Here is an 18,490-nt window from a genome sequence, read left to right on the forward strand (position 1 = left end):
ACTGAGTTTCACGCGCCGCACACCGAAAGAGCTCTCGATGACGAAGCAGGACATCGCGCCGACGATCGTGGCGGACTCCGATCTGCCCCCCGAACCACGCCGCGGCAGAGCCGGCAGGATCCTCGGACGCACACTGTTCGCGGCCGTCGCGGGCGTGCTCGTGATGGCGGTGATCGCCGCGAGCTTCGTGGTCTGGACCATCCAGCGGTCATTCCCGGCGCTCTCCGGGAGCATCACGATCTCGGCAGTCGAGAGCCCCGTGGCGGTGCAGCGCGACGCCCTCGGGATCCCGACGATCTCGGCCGACAGCACCCACGATCTGTTCGCGGCGCAGGGATACGTGCACGCCCAGGACCGGTTCTGGGAGATGGACTTCCGCCGGCACGTCACCAGCGGCCGCGTCTCCGAGCTCTTCGGCGAGTCGCAGCTCGGCACCGACAGCTTCCTCCGCACGCTCGGATGGCGGGTGACGGCCGAGCAGGAGGTCGCGGCCATGGATCCCACCGTGCTCGGGTACTACGAGGCATACGCCGACGGGGTCAACGCCTACCTCGAGGAGCACGAGGGCGCCGAACTCTCGCTCGAGTACGCCGTGCTCGGCCTGCAGAACGCCGACTACGAGCCCGAGCCGTGGGAGCCGGCGGACTCCGTCGCGTGGCTGAAGGCGATGGCCTGGGACCTGCGCACCAACGTCGAGGACGAGACGACGCGCGCGATGCTCGCCCAGAGTTTCACCCCCAGCCAGCTGACGGAGCTCTACCCCGGCTATCCGTTCGACCGGAATCCCGTGATCGTGCCGGCGGTCGTAGTCGTCGAGCCGGTGAGCGTGGAGGCGGGAGCCGAGGGCGAGGCGGAGGCCGTTCCCGCCGGTATCGAATGGCGTGAGGTCTCCGACGTCGTGTCGGCAGCGAGCGTTCTGCTCGGCGGCGCCGGCGAAGGCATCGGGTCCAACTCGTGGGTCGTCTCGGGAGAGCTGACCGAGACGGGCATGCCGCTCCTGGCGAACGACCCCCACCTCGGGGCGTCGCTGCCCAGCGTGTGGCATCAGATCCAGCTGCGCTGCGCGGTGCGCACCCCGAAGTGCCCGTTCGACGTCGCTGGATTCGGATTCTCCGGGGTGCCCGGCGTCGTCATCGGCCACAACGACCGGATCGCGTGGGGGTTCACCAATCTCACGACGGATGTCACCGACCTCTACATCGAGAAGCTCGAGGGCGGCTCGTACTGGCGCGACGGCGCACTCGTGCCGCTCGAGACACGCACCGAGACCATCGAGGTCGCCGGCGGCGAGGACGTGCAGCTCGAGATCCGCTCGACGGTGCACGGCCCGATCGTCTCCGGTCTGACCGAGGGATTCACCGCCATCGCGGGCAACCCCTACCTGTCGGGCGACGGCGGCACGGTCGCGGCGGCCGAGGACCCGCTCGAAGGCGAGTACGCCCTGAGCATGCGCTGGACCGCGCTCGAGCCCGGCACGACGGCGCAGGCCATCTTCGCGCTCAACGTGGCGCAGGATTTCGAGCAGTTCCGAGCGGCGGCGCAGCGCTTCGACGTGCCGGCGCAGAACCTGATCTACGCCGACGTGGACGGCAACATCGGCTATCAGGCGCCGGGCAAGCTGCCGGTCCGCGGCGCAGGCGATGGGTGGATGCCGCAGCCCGGGTGGGACAGCGCGTACGACTGGAAGGGCTACATCCCGTTCGACGAGCTGCCGACCTCGTACAACCCGGATTCCGGCTACATCGTCACGGCCAACAACGCCATCGTCGACGAGCGCTACCCGTACTTCCTCTCCCGCGACTGGGACTACGGCTACCGGGCCGCCCGCATCGTCGACCTGCTCGAGCGGAAGATCGCGGCGGCGCCGTTGACGGCGGAGGACATGCGTGCGATTCAGGCGGACAACGAGTTCTGGATCGGCAAGCGGCTGGCGACGGCGCTCATGGATGTCGACATCCGCGGTGCGGGTCCGAAGGCCGCCGTGGAGCTGCTGCGGTCCTGGAACGCCCAGAACCAGGCGGATTCCCCGGCCGCCGCCTACGCCAACGTCTATTGGGACACCCTGCTCGACACGCTGTTCGCCGAGCGGGAGGCACCCGCGCCGGTGAGCGGCCAGGGCCGCCTGTTCACGGTCGTCGACACGCTGCTCGAGAACCCGGACTCCGGATGGTGGACCAACGAAGACCTCGGCGTGGACGGCCGCGACGACATGCTCGCCTACGTGGCCGGCGAGGCATACGACCGGCTCGTCGAGCTGCAGGGAGAGGACCCCGACCGGTGGGAGTGGGGCTCGCTCCACACACTCACCCTCGCGAGCGAGACCTTCGGCACCTCCGGAGTCCCGGCCATCGAGGCCCTGTTCAACCGCGGGCCGTTCCCGGTCGGCGGCGGCTCGTCCGTGGTGAATGCGACGGGATGGAACATCGGCGATGGCTACGACGTCGTGACGGTGCCCTCGATGCGCATGGTGGTCGACCTGTCCGACTTCGACGCGTCGACCTGGAACCACCTCACCGGCGCGAGCGGCCACGCATTCCATCCCAACTACGCCGACCAGACCGAGGACTGGCAGCACTTCCGCCAGGCGGCGTGGGCATACACGGCGGATGCCGTCGACTCGAGCGCGGCGAACACCCTCACCCTGACGCCGGCGGGGTGAGGATCAGCCGCCCGCGGCCGGTGGGGTCTCGCGCGATTCGCGGAGCTCGTCGGCGACCAGCGCCCGCTCGTCGATCGTGCCGTTGCGGTAGGCCTGCCGGCCCACCATGTGCGCCGACAGCGGTGCCGTCGCCAGCTGGATGAGCACGACGGGCACGAGGAAGGCGACGACGTCCCACGATCGCAGCGAGAGCGCGATGGCCGTGCAGATGAGCATCAGTCCCAGCACCTGCGGCTTCGTGGCGGCGTGCAGCCGCGTCGGCACGTCGCGAAGCCGCAGCAGTCCGATCGCGGCGATCAGGCACAGCAGAGCGCCGATCAGCACCAGCACCAGGGCCGCGGCATCCAGGAGAGCGTCGACATCCATCACGGCACGTTGTCCCTTCTCGCGACGAAGCGCGCCACCGCGATCGACCCGAAGACACCCACGGCGGCGATGATCAGCAGCACCGGCAGCGTGCGGGTGTGCTGGTTGATCACCATCTCGGCGCCGAGCACGCACATCACCAGAGTCAGGAGCACATCCGAGGCGATCGCGCGGTCCAAGATCGACGGCCCGATGACGATGCGGATGACGGTGAGCAGGGCAGCAGCCGAGAAGACGACCAGGATGACCACCATCAGGGCGCTCATACGTTCCTCCCCACCGCGGTCTTCTGCGACTCGCGCACCGTCGCCAGCTGCGCGGTGGAGCCGACGGCTCGCACGATCCGCGCCTCCCAGAGCAGCACGCTGCGGCGCTGGGCCTCGACGTCTTCGAGAGACCTCACGCCGATCACGTGCAGGAAGAGCACGCGCCGATCGCGGTCGGCCTCCACGACCAGCGAACCCGGGATGAGCGAGGCCGTGACGGCCGTGTGCGCCATGATCAGGTCGTCGTCGGTGCGGAGGGGCACCGCCACGATGGCCGTCCCCGGCTGGGCGCGGAAGTCGAGCACCTGCCAGGCGACCAGCAGCGAGCCGCGCACCACCGCCCCGACGAACTGCAGCACGAAGAGCAGCCCGTACCAGACGTTCACGCGGCCCGAGAGCTCGACCGGCGGCAGCCGGAAGACGCGTGTCACGACCACCGCGACCAAAAGCCCGGTGACGAACGCCAGCACGGTGAACTGGCCCCAGAGCAGCATCCAGAGCGCGATGAGCCACACGAAGAAGGGCAGCTGCCTCCAGAGCTGACGGAGGGCGGTGCGGCGGGTGTCGGGGCTCACGGCCGCACCCCCGCGTTCTGATCGGCGGCGTTCTGATCGGCGGCGTTCTGGTGGGCGGCGTCGAGCTGCGAGATGTAGACCGGCTCGAGCAGCGCATCGCCGATGCGGGTGCACACCTGGTACAGCGGACCGGCGAACACCGTGAGAGCGATGGTGACCGCGACCATTCCCGTGGTGGCGGCCGTCATGATCAGCGGAATCACCCGGCGCCTGGTCTGCACGCGGGCGGCGGGCGCATCGCCGAGATAGGAGATGCGGGCCGCAGTCTCGGCGGAGTCGTCCTCTTCTCGCCAGAACGCGAGGTTCCACGCGCGCATGAGGGCGTAGAGCGTGAGCAGCGACGTCAGGATGCCGGCCACGATGAGCACCATCATGATCGGCGTGCCGACCTCGGCCGCCGCGTCGAAGAGCGCGAACTTGCCGATGAAGCCGGAGAAGGGCGGCAGGCCGCCGAGGTTGATGGCCGGGATGAAATAGAGCACCGCGATCACCGGTGCCGCCCGCATCAGTCCCTTCACCCGCAGGATCGACGTGCTGCCCGCCCGGCGCTCGATGAGGCCGACCGCGAGGAACAGCGTCGTCTGCACGATGATGTGGTGCACCATGTAGTAGATCGTCGCCCCGATCGCCGCCGGCGTCGCGATCGCCAGTCCGAAGATCATGTAGCCGACGTGGCTGACGAGCGTGAACGACAGGATGCGCTTCAGCTCCGCCTGCGCCACCGCCCCGAGCACGCCGATCACCATCGTGGCGAGGGCGACGATCAGCAGCAGCACGTTGACGCTCGAGTCCGCGAAGAGCTGGGTCTCGGTGCGGATCAGCGCGTACACGCCGACCTTGGTCAGCAGGCCGGCGAACACGGCCGTCACCGGCGCGGGAGCGGTCGGGTAGGAGTCTGGAAGCCAGAAGGAGAGGGGGAAGACGGCGGCCTTGATGCTGAATGCCACGAGCAGCAGCAGGTGCAGAACGAGCTGAACCTCCTGCGGCAGTTCGTTCATCCGCTCGGCGATCTGGGCCATGTTGACCGTGCCGAGGGCCCCGTAGATCGCGGCGATGGCCGCGAGGAACAGGATCGACGAAACGAGCGAGACCACGATGTAGACGACGCCGGTGCGGATGCGGGACTCGGTGCTGCCGAGCGTTATCAGCACGTACGAGGCCACGAGCAGGATCTCGAAGCCGACGTAGAGGTTGAACAGATCGCCGGCGATGAACGCGGTGAAGATGCCGGCCGACAGGATGAGGTACGACGGGTGGAAGATCGAGACCGGCGTGTCGTCATCGCCGTCCGCCGCGCCCTGGCCGACGGAGAAGAGCAGGACGGCCAGCAGCACGACGCTCGAGACGGCCACCAGCAGGGCCGCCAGCCGGTCCACGTAGAGCACGATGCCGAAGGGGACGGGCCACCCGCCGACCGACACGGCGATCGGCTCGCCGGAGTCCACGGTGACCAGGAGGATCGCCGCGATCACGAAGACGACGGTGAGCGTGACGATCGAGACGGTCACCTGCGAGCGACGGCGGCGACCGAAGATCAGGGTCAGGGCGGCGCCCAGGAGCGGCAGCGTGACGAGCAGGGGAACGAGCGCGCTCATCGTTCCCCTCCCTCCGAGCCGCCGGAGCCCGCACCGCCGGAGCCCGAGCCCCTGTTCCCGCGACGGCCGGCCGACGGCCGATCGGTGGGGGCATCATCCCGGATGGAGGGGATGTCGCGCGCGTGCAGCACCACGATCGGCGCTGTGTCGACCCCGACGAAGTCGGTGGTCGCCGTGTCGGCCGGGGTGACCGCGTCGTCTTCCATGACGTCCTCGGCCTCGGCTCCGCGATCGCGGATGGCGATGTCGGCGAGGTCGTCCTCCACGGTGTCCTGCTGGCCGAGCTGCCATGAGCGGTAGATCAGGGCGAGCAGGAAGGCGGAGACGGCGAAGGTGATGACGATCGCGGTCAGGGTGAGTGCCTGTGGCAGCGGGTCGCTCATCTCGTCCGGATCGCCCGAGCCGAAGAACGGCGCGATCCCCGGACGGCCCATCACGATCAGGAGCAGCAGGTTGGCCGCGTTGCCCAGCAGCAGGAAGCCGATGAGCACCCGGGTGAGGCTGCGCTCGAGCATCGCGTACACGCCGCATGCGAAGAGCACCCCCATGATGACGATGAGTGTGAGCGAGACGGTCATGCCGGCTCCGACGCGGTCTTCATCAGATGCTCACCCCCTTCGAGCGCAGTTCCTGGGCCTGGCGATCGACCTCCGCACCGAGGCTGCGCAGCACGTCGAGCACGAGCCCGATGACCACCAGATAGACGCCGATGTCGAACAGCGTCGACGTGACGAACTCGACATGACCGAGCACGGGCACGTCGGCCTCGAAGTAGGTGCTGGTCAGCGGCGCCGACCCGAAGAAGAGCGGAACGATCGCGCACGCCACCGCGATCGTCATGCCGACGCCCAGCAGGGTGCCCGCGTCGCTCGGGGCCGCGACGCCGAGCTCGTAGCGGCCGCCGGCGATGTAGCGCATCACGAGTGCCATGCCGGCGACGAGTCCGCCGGCGAAGCCGCCGCCCGGCAGGTTGTGACCGGCGAAGAGCAGGTAGATCGACACCACGATGATCGTGTGGAAGAGCACGCGGACGATGACCTCGAGCAGGATCGAGCGGTTCTCCGGACGCATCCGCTGCCCGCCGAGCAGCCACGCGCGGGGGCTGTCGCTGTTGTCGGAGGTCTGAAGGCGCACGCCGTCGGTGGTCTCCACCAGCGGGCGCCGACGGGTCGTGCGGCTCTTGGTCTTGGGCAGCGGCTGAGTCGCCGCCGGCAGGCTTCCGGAGCGATGGGTCACGAACACGAGCGAGGCGACGCCGGTCGCGGCGAGGATCAGCACCGACAGCTCGCCCATGGTGTCCCAGCCGCGCAGGTCGACGAGCGCCACGTTCACGACGTTCCGCCCGTGCCCCACCTCGTAGGCGAGTTGGGGGAAGCGGTCCGAAATGGGTTCGGCCACCCTCGCTCCGGTGGCGACGATCGCCACGAGCGCCATGGTGACGCCGACGCCGATGCCGAGCACCGCGCGGGCGATAGGCCATACCGACGCGTTGTGCTCGCCCATCCGAGCGGGAAGGCGGCGCAGCACGAGAGCGAACGCCACGAGGGTCACGGTCTCGACGAGCACCTGGGTCAGCGCCAGATCCGGCGCGCCGCTCGTCGCGAACAGAAGGACCATGCCGATGCCGGTCACCGAGACCAGCACGACGCCCGTGTAGCGCTTGGTGGCGCGCACCGCGAAGATCCCCGCGGCGATCATGAGGGGCGCCACCACCAGCTGCATGGGGGTCTGCCACGGCTCCAGGTTCGCGATCCAGTTCCCGCCGGCGACCAGCGCCGTCGCCTCGGCCGCGACCAGCACGACGAAGATCGTGCCCACGTACACCGGCAGCGAACCGCGCTGGGTGAAGGTCGTCGTCAGCACGGAGAGGCGGTCGACGCCCTTCAGGGCGAGGTTGTAGGCGTCCGCGGCGGTGAAGCGCAGCATCCGGGGCCCGGTGTCCCAGCCCGTCGCCCGCGTGAGCCAGAAGATGCCCACGCCGAGCACGAGCGTGATCAGCGACACCAGCAGCGCGGGCTCGATACCGTGCCAGAGGGCCAGGTGATAGGTCTCGGCGGGTGGGGCGACCTCCGGCGTCGACTCCGGCGCCGTGTCGGCGTACGGGGTGAAGACCGTGTCGAGGAACGGCGCGGCGATTCCTGCGACGACCGTGAGGCCCGCGAGCACGACCGGAGCGCCGAGGAACCCGAGAGGCGGATCCGGCCACGCGGTGACCGGGAGCGGCCGTCGATCGGCATCCGTCTTCGTCGCGAAGGCTCCCCAGACGAAGCGGATGCCGTACGCCATCGTCAGCGCGGACCCGATCGCCGATCCGATGAAGGCGACCCAGCCCCAGGCCGAACCCCCGAAGGCCTCGTACATCAGCGCGGTGAAGACGCCCTCCTTCGCGACGAAGCCGACGGTGGGCGGGATGCCGGCCATCGATGCCACGGCGATGATGGAGAAGGTCGCCATCACGGGCGCCTGCCGGCCCACACCGCTGAGCTCGTCGATGTCCCGGGTCGAGAGCTGACGGTCGATCACGCCGACCACGAGGAACAGCGCCGACTTGAACAGCGCGTGGCTCAGGAGCAGAGCCAGACCGGCCAGCGCGGCATCGCGCGTCCCGAATCCGAGGACCACCGTGAGGAACCCGAGCTGGCTGACCGTGCCGAAGGCCAGCACCCGCTTCAGGTCGGTCTCCCGCAGCGCCTGGATGCCCCCGAGCAGCATCGTGAAGACGCCCAGGCCGATCACGATCGGCCGCCACGGACCGGCATCCGCGAACGCCGGCGCGAGCCGCGCGAGCAGGTAGATCCCCGCCTTCACCATCGCGGCCGCATGCAGGTACGCGCTCACCGGAGTCGGAGCGGCCATCGCGCCCGGCAGCCAGAAGTGGAACGGGAAGATGGCCGACTTGCTGAGCGCCCCGACGAGGAGCAGAACCAGGGCCGCGTCGACGATCGTGCCGGTCGGCGGGTCGGCGAGGATCGTCGAGATGCTCGAGGTGCCGGCCGCGACGACCATCAGCACGACACCGATCAGCATCACCAGGCCGCCGAGCGTCGTCACGAGCAGGGCCTGCAGCGCGGCGCGGCGACTGCCCGCGCGGCGGTGGTAGTACCCGATCAGCAGGTAGGAGAGGACGCTCGTGACCTCCCAGAACATCACGAGCACGACCAGGTCGTCGGTCAGGACCAATCCGTACATGGCGCCCGCGAACGCCAGCAGCACGGCCGAGAACTGGCCGAGTCCCTCGTACTTGTCCCGGAAGTACCACCGGCAGTAGAGCATCACGAGCGCGCCGACGCCGGTGACGATGAGTGCCAGCAGCCAGCTCAGCGTGTCCATGCGCATGGACAGCTCGATGCGGAGCGGCGGGATCCAGTCGTATGACTCGAACGGAATGTTTCCGGCGAGGATGTCCGTCGTCTGGGCCGCGGTGTGGATGAACGCGGCGATCGGCAGCACGGCCGCGAGGTAGAACGCCCGGGCGCCGAGCCTGCTCACGAGCCACGGAAGGCCCAGCGGCGCCAGCGCGAACGCACCAAGCAGGAGCAGCATCGGCTTCTCCTCTGGCTCGTCGGCCGGGGACGGCTCAGGCGGGCGGCTGTGATTCCAGTCTACCGGGGAGCGCTCAGGGCACGGGGCCGCTGGTGTTGCCCTCACGGAAGCTGCACTCGAACAGGATCGTCTCGACATCCGCGCCCGCCAGCATCCGGGAGACGGCATCGCCGGCCGCCCGGCCCTTCTCCACGGCGGGCTGCACGAGGGTGGTGAGTTCGTAGGGAGCCAGCCCGTCGACCTGTATTCCGTCGAACCCGGTCACGCTGAGATGCTCGGGAACCCGCACCCCCGCCTCCTCGGCGGCGCGGATGACCCCGGCGGCCAGCAGGTCGCTCTGCGCGATGATCGCGGTGGGACGCGGGCGCATCGCCAGCAGCGCACGCGCCGCCGACAGCCCCTCGTCGATGGAGCTCGCCGCGGCCGACACCGCGGGGGCATCCGGATAGACGTCCCGCGCTCCCGCCAGGCGCTCGATCGTGACGGCGACCGTTGCGTTCGCCAGCCGGTCATCCGTCACCGGTCCGCGTTCGCGCTGCGCGTCGAGCGGCAGGGCGACGATGCCGACGTCCTCGTGACCAAGCGCCCGCAGGTGGCTGGCCGCCTGACGCTGCGCCTCGCGGTTGTCCAGGTGGATCTGCGGGATGCCGGGGCCGGCGTCGCCTTCGATGACCACGACCGGGATGCCGCGTGACTGCACGATGTCGAGGGACTCCCTGAGGCGCCCGCTGCAGCCCACGAGCACGACGGCATCGAGCGGCGCGCTGCCGAGGCTCGCCCCGCCGCCTTCGGCGCCGACCCCCTGATCGTCCCGCAGAAGCAGCAGGCCGGCCCCGAGCGGTGCGACGGCGTCGGTCAGCCCGTCCATCAGCGCCGTCTTCACCGGATCGAGGAACGCGGCGCGCAGATGCTCTTCGAAGACGACGCCCACGATGCCGCTGCGTCCGGTGCGCAGCGACGCGGCTCTGGGGTCGGGTCCGGAGTAGCCGAGGGCCGCCGCGGCATCCAGCACCCGCTTTCGCGTCGCCTCGGAGACGGCGGTCTTGCCGCTGAAGACGACGGACGCGGTCGACGGAGACACGTTGGCGCTGCGCGCCACGTCGGCGATCGTGGCTCTTCTGCTGCCCATCGGCACCTCCCTCCAACGAATCGTACGCGGTCCGAGGGATTTGATCGAATCGATTCGATAACGGACGGCCGAATCAGTACTCTTGTCGCATGGACGTCGTTCTCACCCCCGCGCAGCTCACCCGCTGGCGCCTCGCCGTGTTCGCCATCTTCCTCGCGAGCGGCCTGAGCATCGCGACATGGGCATCACGCGTCCCGGCGATCAAGATCACCCTCGGCGTCGACAACATCCAGATCGGCCTCATGCTGCTGGGCGCGGGGATCGCATCCATCGTCGGCCTCTCGCTCGCTCCGCTCGTGCTGGCCCGGTTCGGGGCCCGCCGGGGCATGCTCGTCGCGATCCTGGTCTTCGCGGTCGGCGTCGCCGTCATCGGCGTCGGCACCGATGTCGCCCAGTCGTTCGTGGTGGTGGTGCTCGGCCTGGTGATGTTCGGGCTCGGCAACGGCGCGGTCGACGTCATGATGAACGTCGAGGGCGCCGCGATCGAGAAGCAGACCGGAAAGACGATCCTGCCGCTGTTCCACGCCTTCTTCAGCTTCGGCACCGTGATCGGTGCGGGGCTCGGAGCGCTCGCTGCGGCGTGGGGCATCAACGTGCTCCTGCACACGTCCCTGATGTCGGTCGCCATCGTCGTGATCGGATTCGTCACCTTCGCGAACGTGCCGTCGCGGGACATCGCGATGGATGTCGATGCCGAAGCGGACAAGCCGCACTGGCGCGACCGCCTGCACACGTCTCTGGCCGCGTGGCGGGAGCCCCGCACCTACGCGCTGGGCGTGATCATGCTGGGCATGGCGTTCGCGGAGGGCGGCGCGAACGACTGGCTCGCGCTCGGCATGGTCGAGGGCCACGGCTCGGATCAGGCCATCGGTGCGCTCGGCCTCACGGTCTTCTCGGTGAGCATGACGGTCGTCCGCGTGCTCGGCGGGCCGCTGGTCGACCGGTTCGGCCGCGTCGCGACGCTCCGGGTGCTCGCCGCGACCGCCGCCGTCGGCCTGCTGCTGTTCATCCTCGCTCCGACGGTCCCGCTCGTCTTCGTCGGCGCGGCGCTCTGGGGAGCCGGAGTCTCGCTCGGGTTCCCGCTCGGCATGTCGGCCGCCGCGGACGACCCGCTCAAGGCCGCCGCGCGCGTGAGCGCCGCCGCGACCATCGGCTACATCTCGTTCCTCTGCGGCCCGCCGATCCTCGGGTTCATCAGCGAGCAGATCGGGCTGCTGAACACCCTGTACATCCTCGTCGCGCTGATCGTGGCATCCGGGCTCGCATCGGGTGCCGCCAAGCCCCTTCCCGGCTCGAACGTCGGCGCCGGCCACCCCCGCGAGCACTCGTCCTCGCACTGACCGGGCGACCCCGACCTCCGTTCGGGTTCGGGGCGCAAACCCACGTTCCGGGGCGCATCCCGCGCGCCCCGAGGGAAGCCACGCGCCCCAAACCCGCCAGTGAAACGGCCGAGTCCCAACGGTCACGCGGCGAGGCGTGGCCTACGGGAGGAGATCCGGCTTGGGGAGGGCGAATTCTTAGGTGATCCTCCTCCCGAGGCGGGATCTCCTCCCGAAGCACGGCCGCGCGCCCCGAGGGAGGAAATCCGCCCCAAACCCGGGTAGGGACCGAGGGGCGATCCGCGGGACAGCCGCCGACTCGTCCGCGTGCCGGCGCCGCGCGGGTAGGCTCGTCGCCGTGCGCCTCGTCATTGCCCGCTGCTCCGTCGACTACGCCGGGCGCCTGAACGCGCACCTGCCACTGGCGACCCGGCTGCTGGTGCACAAGGGCGACGGCAGCCTGCTCGTGCACTCCGACGGTGGCAGCTACAAGCCCCTGAACTGGATGAGCCCGCCCTGCCGCCTGACGGTCGAGCAGCCCGACGAGGACCTCGTCAGCGCCGGCGTCGTCGAGGTCTGGAGGGTCGTTCACCAGAAGACCGGCGACGCCCTCACCGTTCGGCTGTACGAGGTGCTGCACGATTCCGACCACGAGCTCGGCATCGACCCCGGCCTGCAGAAGGACGGGGTGGAGGCCGATCTGCAGCGCCTGCTCGCCGAGCAGGTCGACCTGCTCGGCGACGGCGTGACCCTCGTGCGGCGCGAGTACCCGACCGCGATCGGCCCCGTCGACCTGCTCGTGCGGGATGCCGAAGGCGCTGCCATCGCGGTGGAGGTGAAGCGCCGCGGCGACATCGACGGCGTCGAGCAACTCACGCGCTACCTCGAGCTGCTCGGCCGCGACCCGCACCTCGCTCCTGTCCGCGGGGTCTTCGCGGCCCAAGAGATCAAACCCCAGGCCCGCGTGCTGGCCGCCGATCGCGGCATCCGATGCGTCACGCTCGACTACGACGAGATGAAAGGGATCGACTCCGGGGTGCCCCGGCTCTTCTGATCCCTGCAGGCTCGATCGCCCGGCATCGCCGTGCGCCGGCGGCACCGCACCGAAGTTTCGCGCACGCGCCGCGCCCGTAGGGTAGACGCATGTCGCCGCGCTCACCCTGGTCCGCCGTCCTCTGGGACGTCGACGGCACGATCGTGGATGCCTCCGACGGCATCCTGCGCCGGCTCACCATCACGCTCGAGCACTTCGGCCGCCGGGCGCCGATCCGCGACGAGCTCGCGCACTGGATCGGCCCGCCGATGTACGAGTCGTTCCAGGCGCAGGGCGGCATGACTCCCGACGAGGCCAATGAGGCGGTCGCCTTCTACCGGGTGCTCGGCCGCGGCGATGGCTACACGACGGGAGCCAAGCTCTACCCCGGCGTGAGCGATCTCATCGCGCGCCTGCACGCGGCGGGTGTTCCGCAGGCGACGGCGAGTTCCAAGCCCGAGGTGCAGGTGCGGGCGCTGCTCGACCATTTCGAGCTGACTCCCTCGTTCACGGCCATCGTGGGCGCGACGCTCGATGAGAAGACGCTCAGCGCGAAGAGCGACATCGTCGCCGAGGCGCTCCGGCAGCTGCGGGCGGCGGATGTCGACACCAGCCGCAGCGTGCTGATCGGCGATCGCCACCACGACATCGAGGGGGCGGCGGCGAACGGGCTGCCGACGATCTTCGTGCGGTGGGGCTTCAGCTGGCCCCATGAGGCGGATGCCGCGCAGCGGGCGGTCGAGAACGTCGATGAGCTGGCCCAGCTGCTGCTCGTCGGGAATGCCGAATGAACGAGGCCCTCGTCGCCCTCGTCCCGTCCGTCGTCGTGTTCGGGGCGACGGCCGCCGTGGTCGCGCTCGTGGCCTGGACGGTGCGCCGCTCTCGCCGCGGTCCGCGAGCCCGGGCGGCGGCCGAGGCCGAGCGCGCCACCGCGGGGTCTGCGCTCGTCGCACTCGATGACGCCGTGGCGCAGCTCGACCTGGAGGTGGGCCTCTCGGGCGCCCTCTACGGCGGTGAGGATGCCGCGACCCTTCGCCGCGCCCGCATGAGCGCGCAGCACGCGCGCGACCAGGCGTTCCACGAGTACCGCGACATCTCGGCGCCCGACGTGCCGCCGCCGGTCGTCACGCGCACGGCCGAGCGCATCCGCACCCGATCGCAGAAGGCCCTCGCCGCGATCGCGGCGGCACGCGGCGCACATGACCAGTGGATGAGCGCCCACGTCTCCGCGCCCGCGCAGGTGGCGTCGGCCACGGCTCGGCTCGAGGAGCTTCGCGAGACGATGGGCGACCCGGCCGCGCTCGTGCAGCAGCTTTCCACGCGCTTCGAGGAGTCCGAGTGGCGGCCGGCCGCGGATGCCGCACGCGCGGCCGTCGCCGGCGCGGACGAAGCGCAGCGCCTGCTCGCCTCGGCCGCCGCGCGCTCCCAGGATCCCACCCGATCGGCGCTCCCCGAACTGGCCGCCGCGGAGCGTGCGTTGCGCACCGCGCAGTTCGAGGCGAATGCGCTCGAGGAGGCTCACCGCCTCGTCACCCAGGCCGCGGCCGCTGTGCCGGAAGAGCTCGCGTCGGCGCGGGCCGCCGTTCACCAGGCCGTCACGGTGCGCGACGGGCTCGAGCCGTCGGCCGCCGACCGCCTCGGTGTCGCCATCCGAGCGGCGGACGATGCCCTCGCGCAGATCGAGAAGGATGCCGCCAGGCGTCCCACCGCCGCAATCTCGGCCCTCGCTCGCATGCGCGACCGCCTGGACCTCGCCCTCGGTGATGCGCGGACGGCGCAGCAGCGGCTTCGCGGAGCCCGGACGGCCCTGCCCGGAACGCTCGCCGCCGCCCGCGGAGCGATCGCCCGGGCGGAGTCATCCATCTCGCACGCCACCGCGAGCGCCGACGCCCGGGTTCGCCTCGCCTCCGCCGAGGACGCCCTGGCCGCCGCACGGCAGAGCGGGGATCCGGTGCAGGCGCTGGACTCCGCTCGCCTGGCGATCCGGCATGCCGAGGATGCCCAGGCGCTCGCGGACTTCGCGAAGAGAAGCGCCCGCTGACCTGACGCCGGAACGCCGCGGCCTCTAACCTGATGCCATGACGGCACCGCCAGCGATCCAGACCGAGAGTTCTGCCGGCCGCAGTCGCCCGATCGCCACGGTCGTCCGGCGCATCCCCGCGACGCTCTCCGTCGTGGCCGTGCTTCTGGTCGTCGGGGTGGTCAGCCAAGGCCTTTGGCGCCCCTTCGAAGCGCAGCCGGCGTTCGACGCAGTGGCCTACGGCCTGCCGGCTCTCGAGGCCGGCCGCTGGTGGACACCGGTCACCGGCACGTTCTTCGTCGTGCAGCCGTGGGTCTTCATTCCCACGCTGCTCAGCTTCGCCGGAATGGCGTACCTCGAACATCGCCGGGGTTCCCGCGTCGCGCTGCTCTACTTCGGAATCGGACAGCTCTTCGCGATCTTCGCGGCCGCCGCCTTCCTGATGGTCGGGCGGCTCCTGCCGTGGCCGTGGGCGATCGAGCTCTCGCAGGCACTGGATGTCGGCCCGTCCGGCGGCACGATGGCGTGCATCGCCGCCGCGGTGGGGCTGCTCGCGGCCCCGTGGCGGCAGCGCGGCTGGGTGCTCGTCTTCGTCTACGGCGCGATCAGCCTGCTCTTCCTCGGTGACCTCGCCGACCTCGAGCACGCCATCGCGATCCTACTCGTGCTGGCCGTCGACAGGTCGTTCCGCATCCAGCGCACGACGATCCGTGAGCAGCGACTGCTCGCCTTCGCCGGCATCCTCGCCCTCGGCGCGATCCAGATCCTCACCCTGCTCATCCCGACGGACGGGCCGTTCGGACCCACCGAGCCGCTCGCGGGGCCCTGGATCGACGTCGCCATCGACACCGTCATCATCCTGCTCGTCGCGACCGGCCTTCGGCGCGGCCGACGCTGGGCGTGGCTCGCGTCGCTCTTATGGATGGCGCTCAGCGTGCTCGCGGTCACGCTTCTCCTCGTGCTGCTCGTCGCCGACGCGGCAGGGGTCGCGGACGCGCTCGGAGATATCGACGTGACTCTGGGAAGCACGTCGCTGAGTGTCGCCTTCTTCGTCTACCTGCTGGCTACGCGGCGCGCCTTCGGGGCGCGGCGTCGTCGTCCGCTGGCGCCGGGCGCACCACCGACAGCGGACGAGGTGCGCTCACTGATCAGGACCGAGGGCGGCGGCACCCTGTCGTGGATGTCGACGTGGGAGGGCATGCAATACCTCCGCACCTCGACCGGCATCGTCCCCTTCCAGACGCACGCCACCGTGGCGATCGTGCTCGCCGATCCGCTGGGACCGGCTGAGGGCATCAGGGACTCCGTCGCCGAGTTCATCGCCGCGACCGAGGCTCAGGGGCTGATTCCCTGCTTCTTCAGCGCGAGCGCCGCGACGCGCGATGCCGTGCCGGACGGATGGCGCGACCTCGTCGTCGCCGACGACACGATCGTCGACCTGCCGGGCCTCACCTTCCAGGGCAAGGCGTGGTCGAAGGTGCGACAGGCGTTCAGCCGCGCCGAGAGGGAGGGAATGATCTTCCGCGTCACAACGCTGGCCGCCGAGCCGTGGGGCATCCGCCAGCAGCTGCGCGCGATCTCGGAATCGTGGGTCGGCGACAAAGGACTCCCCGAGATGCGCTTCACGCTCGGCACCCTCGAAGAGGCGGAGGATCCCGATGTGCGGCTCGCTCTCGCCATCTCGCCGCAGGGGGATGTGGACGGGTTCCTGAGCTGGCTGCCGGTCTTCGGCCCGGGCGGTTCGCCGCGGGGCTGGACGCTCGACCTCATGCGCCGGCGCGATGGCGGCTTCCCGGCGGTCATGGAGTTCCTGATCGGCACGTCGGCGCGCACGTTCCGCGACGAGGGCGCACAGATCATGTCGCTCTCGGGAGCCCCGCTGGCCCATCAGACCGAGCCCGATGCCGGCGCGATCGCTTCCCTGCTGGAGCAGCTGTCGTCATCCCTCGAGCCGGTCTACGGCTTCAAGAGCCTCCACCAGTTCAAGACGAAGTTCAACCCGCGCTACGAGCCGATCTACCTGCTCTACCGCGACGAGGGCGACCTCTCCCGCATCGCGGCGGGACTCACGAGGGCCTTCCTGCCGGATGCCACCCTGCGGCAGTTCGCGGCGGCGGGGGTGGATCTGCTTCGCGGTCGCTGAGACCGGCCGCGGGCGCGCGAAAGCCGCCCGTGCCCCGGTCGATGGAGATCGTCCGGACGGGCGGCTGAGCCGCTGCGCCGTGAGGCGGCTGCGCCGTGTTCTGAGACGTGCGACCCGGGGCACAGGGCACCGGGTGCGGCTGCCTAGAGGGGGCGGATGTTCTCGGCCTGCAGGCCCTTCGGGCCTTGAGCCGTGTCGAACTCGACGCGCTGGTTCTCCTCGAGCGCGCGGTAGCCGCTCGACTGGATCGCCGTGTAGTGGGCGAAGACGTCGGCTCCACCCTCGTCAGGGGAGATGAAGCCGAAGCCCTTCTCCGCGTTGAACCACTTGACAGTGCCCTGAGTCATTCCATGCCTTCTTTGGGGGTGCGCGAAGCTTCGCGACGCGCGGTACATCGACGATTTCCACGGTAGTGGAGCGCGCAGTCCACCGGAACGGACGCGTGAAAGATGGTGACACAAATGTTGCACGCCGATATCCGTTCGACGCCCGGGCCGAGTGCGAGCACTGCGAAGCCCGGGCGTCGACGTATCCCCCCGGATAGGTCACGCGAGGCGTGACCGGGCTACTCTACCGATATATCAGTGCCGGCGGGACAGGAATGCGTCCGGAGTGGGCGCCAGGTGGACTCACGGACTTCCACCGTAGACTCTCCTCGGCCATGAGCACCGACGACCTCCTCTCCCCGCGCGTACCGCGCACAGCGATGCTGGGCGATGAGATCTACACGATCCTCGGCCAGGCCATCCGTGACGGGCGGCTCACCCCCGGCCAGCGCGTGCGCGACGTCGAACTGGCGGCCGCGCTCGGCGTCTCGCGCACCCCGGTGCGAGAGGCCCTGCAGCGCCTTGCGCGCATCGGTCTCGTCGAGGTGTCCGCGAATCGCTACACCCGCGTGTCCGTGCCGGATGAGCGGGTGCTCGCCGATACCTACGAGTACCTCATCTATGCGATGGGGTTCGGCCTGCGGATGTCGCTCGCCCGGTGCACCGACGCCGAACTCGCCGAGGCCGTGGCGCTCGTCGACGGCATGATCGAGGCATCCGCCGCCGGCGACATCAGATCGCTCGCAACCGCCAGCCAGGCCTTCTATCAGCAGATCAGCCTGACGACCGGCAACTCGGTCTTCCTCAAGATCATGCGCGAGGCCGGGCCGGCGTTCCAGCGCAATCTCGACACCTGGCGGCCGGTGCGCATCGACCCTCGGGATCGCACCGCGTCGTACTGTGAGCTGCGCGACGCGGTCGCGGCGCGCGATGGGGCAGAGGCCGAGCGCGTGATCCGCGCCCAGCACGAGATCCGCTGAACCGCGTATCGTGGCGATGGTGGGCCACGTCGAACTGAGAGCCGTCGACGACGATGACGTCGACGCGATCTTCGAGATGATGCGCGACCGCGAGGCGGTCGAGCTGGCCGCGTTCACGGCGGACGATCCGGATGACCGCGGCGCCTTCGACGAGTGGATGACGCGGCACAGGACCTCACCGGATGTGTCGATGTTCACCATCACCGAGCGCGGCGGGTTCGCCGGCACGGCCGCCACCTTCACCGTCGATGGCGACCGCGAGGTCACGTTCTGGATCGCACGGCACGCGTGGGGACGAGGCGTCGCGACCGGCGCCGTGCGGCTGCTCGTCTCCCGGGAGGCCGTGCGGCCGCTGTTCGCCCGGGTGGCCGCCCACAACCTCGCGGCTCAGGCCGTGCTTCGCAGGCTGAGCTTCACCGAGGTTTCGCGGGACTGGGCGTACGCCCCGAGCCTCGGGCGCGAGATCGAGGAGATCGTCTTCACCCTCGTGCCCGTGCTGGAGTAGCCCGCCCGGGCCCCCGGTCGGCGGACCGCGT

Annotated in this window: 16 protein-coding genes; 8 read left to right on the forward strand and 8 right to left on the reverse strand. The window is 70.2% G+C overall.

Features of this window, described 5'->3' with window-relative positions:
• Positions 1-37 precede the first annotated feature (37 nt).
• The gene (locus tag ACLQ2Q_RS17315; RefSeq protein WP_425822145.1) at positions 38-2,659 is read left to right on the forward strand and encodes a penicillin acylase family protein; all 2,622 of its coding nucleotides are present in this window, start codon (positions 38-40) and stop codon (positions 2,657-2,659) included.
• A 3-nt stretch (positions 2,660-2,662) separates the two neighbouring features.
• Here the strand turns inward: ACLQ2Q_RS17315 and mnhG are convergent, their stop codons facing one another.
• The 7 genes from mnhG to ACLQ2Q_RS17350 all read right to left on the reverse strand — a co-directional run bounded on the left by mnhG (position 2,663) and on the right by ACLQ2Q_RS17350 (position 10,133).
• Complete coding sequence (mnhG, locus tag ACLQ2Q_RS17320; protein WP_425822147.1) at positions 2,663-3,025, reverse strand: monovalent cation/H(+) antiporter subunit G; 363 nt, start codon at positions 3,023-3,025, stop codon at positions 2,663-2,665.
• Positions 3,025-3,291, reverse strand: a complete 267-nt coding sequence (locus ACLQ2Q_RS17325; protein WP_425822149.1) for a monovalent cation/H+ antiporter complex subunit F — start codon at positions 3,289-3,291, stop codon at positions 3,025-3,027. The genes mnhG and ACLQ2Q_RS17325 overlap by 1 nt, the downstream gene beginning before the upstream one ends.
• A complete protein-coding gene (locus ACLQ2Q_RS17330) occupies positions 3,288-3,866 on the reverse strand; it encodes a Na+/H+ antiporter subunit E (RefSeq protein WP_425822151.1) in 579 nt (192 codons plus the stop codon). The genes ACLQ2Q_RS17325 and ACLQ2Q_RS17330 overlap by 4 nt, the downstream gene beginning before the upstream one ends.
• Complete coding sequence (locus ACLQ2Q_RS17335; protein WP_425822153.1) at positions 3,863-5,461, reverse strand: Na+/H+ antiporter subunit D; 1,599 nt, start codon at positions 5,459-5,461, stop codon at positions 3,863-3,865. The genes ACLQ2Q_RS17330 and ACLQ2Q_RS17335 overlap by 4 nt, the downstream gene beginning before the upstream one ends.
• Positions 5,458-6,039, reverse strand: a complete 582-nt coding sequence (locus tag ACLQ2Q_RS17340; RefSeq protein WP_425822155.1) for a Na(+)/H(+) antiporter subunit C — start codon at positions 6,037-6,039, stop codon at positions 5,458-5,460. Before ACLQ2Q_RS17340 ends, ACLQ2Q_RS17335 begins: the two co-directional genes overlap by 4 nt.
• Before the next feature lie 22 nt (positions 6,040-6,061).
• On the reverse strand, positions 6,062-9,004 hold the full coding sequence (locus ACLQ2Q_RS17345) for a Na+/H+ antiporter subunit A (protein ID WP_425822157.1): 2,943 nt from the start codon (positions 9,002-9,004) through the stop codon (positions 6,062-6,064).
• Positions 9,005-9,077: 73 nt separating this feature from the next.
• Positions 9,078-10,133: a LacI family DNA-binding transcriptional regulator gene (locus ACLQ2Q_RS17350; RefSeq protein ID WP_425822159.1), complete on the reverse strand. Its 1,056-nt coding sequence runs from the start codon at positions 10,131-10,133 to the stop codon at positions 9,078-9,080.
• Positions 10,134-10,222: 89 nt separating this feature from the next.
• On the opposite strand from ACLQ2Q_RS17350, the gene ACLQ2Q_RS17355 reads away from it, so the two are divergent.
• The 5 genes from ACLQ2Q_RS17355 to ACLQ2Q_RS17375 all read left to right on the forward strand — a co-directional run bounded on the left by ACLQ2Q_RS17355 (position 10,223) and on the right by ACLQ2Q_RS17375 (position 16,648).
• Positions 10,223-11,473, forward strand: coding sequence for an MFS transporter (locus tag ACLQ2Q_RS17355; RefSeq protein WP_425822161.1), 1,251 nt, complete (start codon positions 10,223-10,225; stop codon positions 11,471-11,473).
• Positions 11,474-11,810: 337 nt separating this feature from the next.
• Positions 11,811-12,506, forward strand: coding sequence for an endonuclease NucS (nucS, locus tag ACLQ2Q_RS17360; RefSeq protein ID WP_425822163.1), 696 nt, complete (start codon positions 11,811-11,813; stop codon positions 12,504-12,506).
• 89 nt (positions 12,507-12,595) lie between these two features.
• Complete coding sequence (locus ACLQ2Q_RS17365; RefSeq protein WP_425822165.1) at positions 12,596-13,276, forward strand: HAD hydrolase-like protein; 681 nt, start codon at positions 12,596-12,598, stop codon at positions 13,274-13,276.
• Positions 13,273-14,526: a hypothetical protein gene (locus ACLQ2Q_RS17370; protein WP_425822167.1), complete on the forward strand. Its 1,254-nt coding sequence runs from the start codon at positions 13,273-13,275 to the stop codon at positions 14,524-14,526. The genes ACLQ2Q_RS17365 and ACLQ2Q_RS17370 overlap by 4 nt, the downstream gene beginning before the upstream one ends.
• Before the next feature lie 37 nt (positions 14,527-14,563).
• Positions 14,564-16,648, forward strand: coding sequence for a bifunctional lysylphosphatidylglycerol flippase/synthetase MprF (locus tag ACLQ2Q_RS17375; protein ID WP_425822169.1), 2,085 nt, complete (start codon positions 14,564-14,566; stop codon positions 16,646-16,648).
• Between the two features lie 143 nt (positions 16,649-16,791).
• Here ACLQ2Q_RS17375 and ACLQ2Q_RS17380 read toward each other — a convergent pair whose 3' ends face one another.
• Positions 16,792-16,995: a cold-shock protein gene (locus tag ACLQ2Q_RS17380; RefSeq protein ID WP_425822171.1), complete on the reverse strand. Its 204-nt coding sequence runs from the start codon at positions 16,993-16,995 to the stop codon at positions 16,792-16,794.
• Positions 16,996-17,309: 314 nt separating this feature from the next.
• On the opposite strand from ACLQ2Q_RS17380, the gene ACLQ2Q_RS17385 reads away from it, so the two are divergent.
• Positions 17,310-17,954: a GntR family transcriptional regulator gene (locus ACLQ2Q_RS17385; RefSeq protein WP_425822173.1), complete on the forward strand. Its 645-nt coding sequence runs from the start codon at positions 17,310-17,312 to the stop codon at positions 17,952-17,954.
• Positions 17,955-17,970: 16 nt separating this feature from the next.
• Entirely contained in the window at positions 17,971-18,459 is a 489-nt protein-coding gene (locus tag ACLQ2Q_RS17390; RefSeq protein ID WP_425822175.1) for a GNAT family N-acetyltransferase, read from the forward strand.
• Positions 18,460-18,490: the final 31 nt, after the last annotated feature.

It is taken from the genome of Microbacterium sp. DT81.1, assembly GCF_049844955.1.
Taxonomy (GTDB): domain Bacteria; phylum Actinomycetota; class Actinomycetes; order Actinomycetales; family Microbacteriaceae; genus Microbacterium.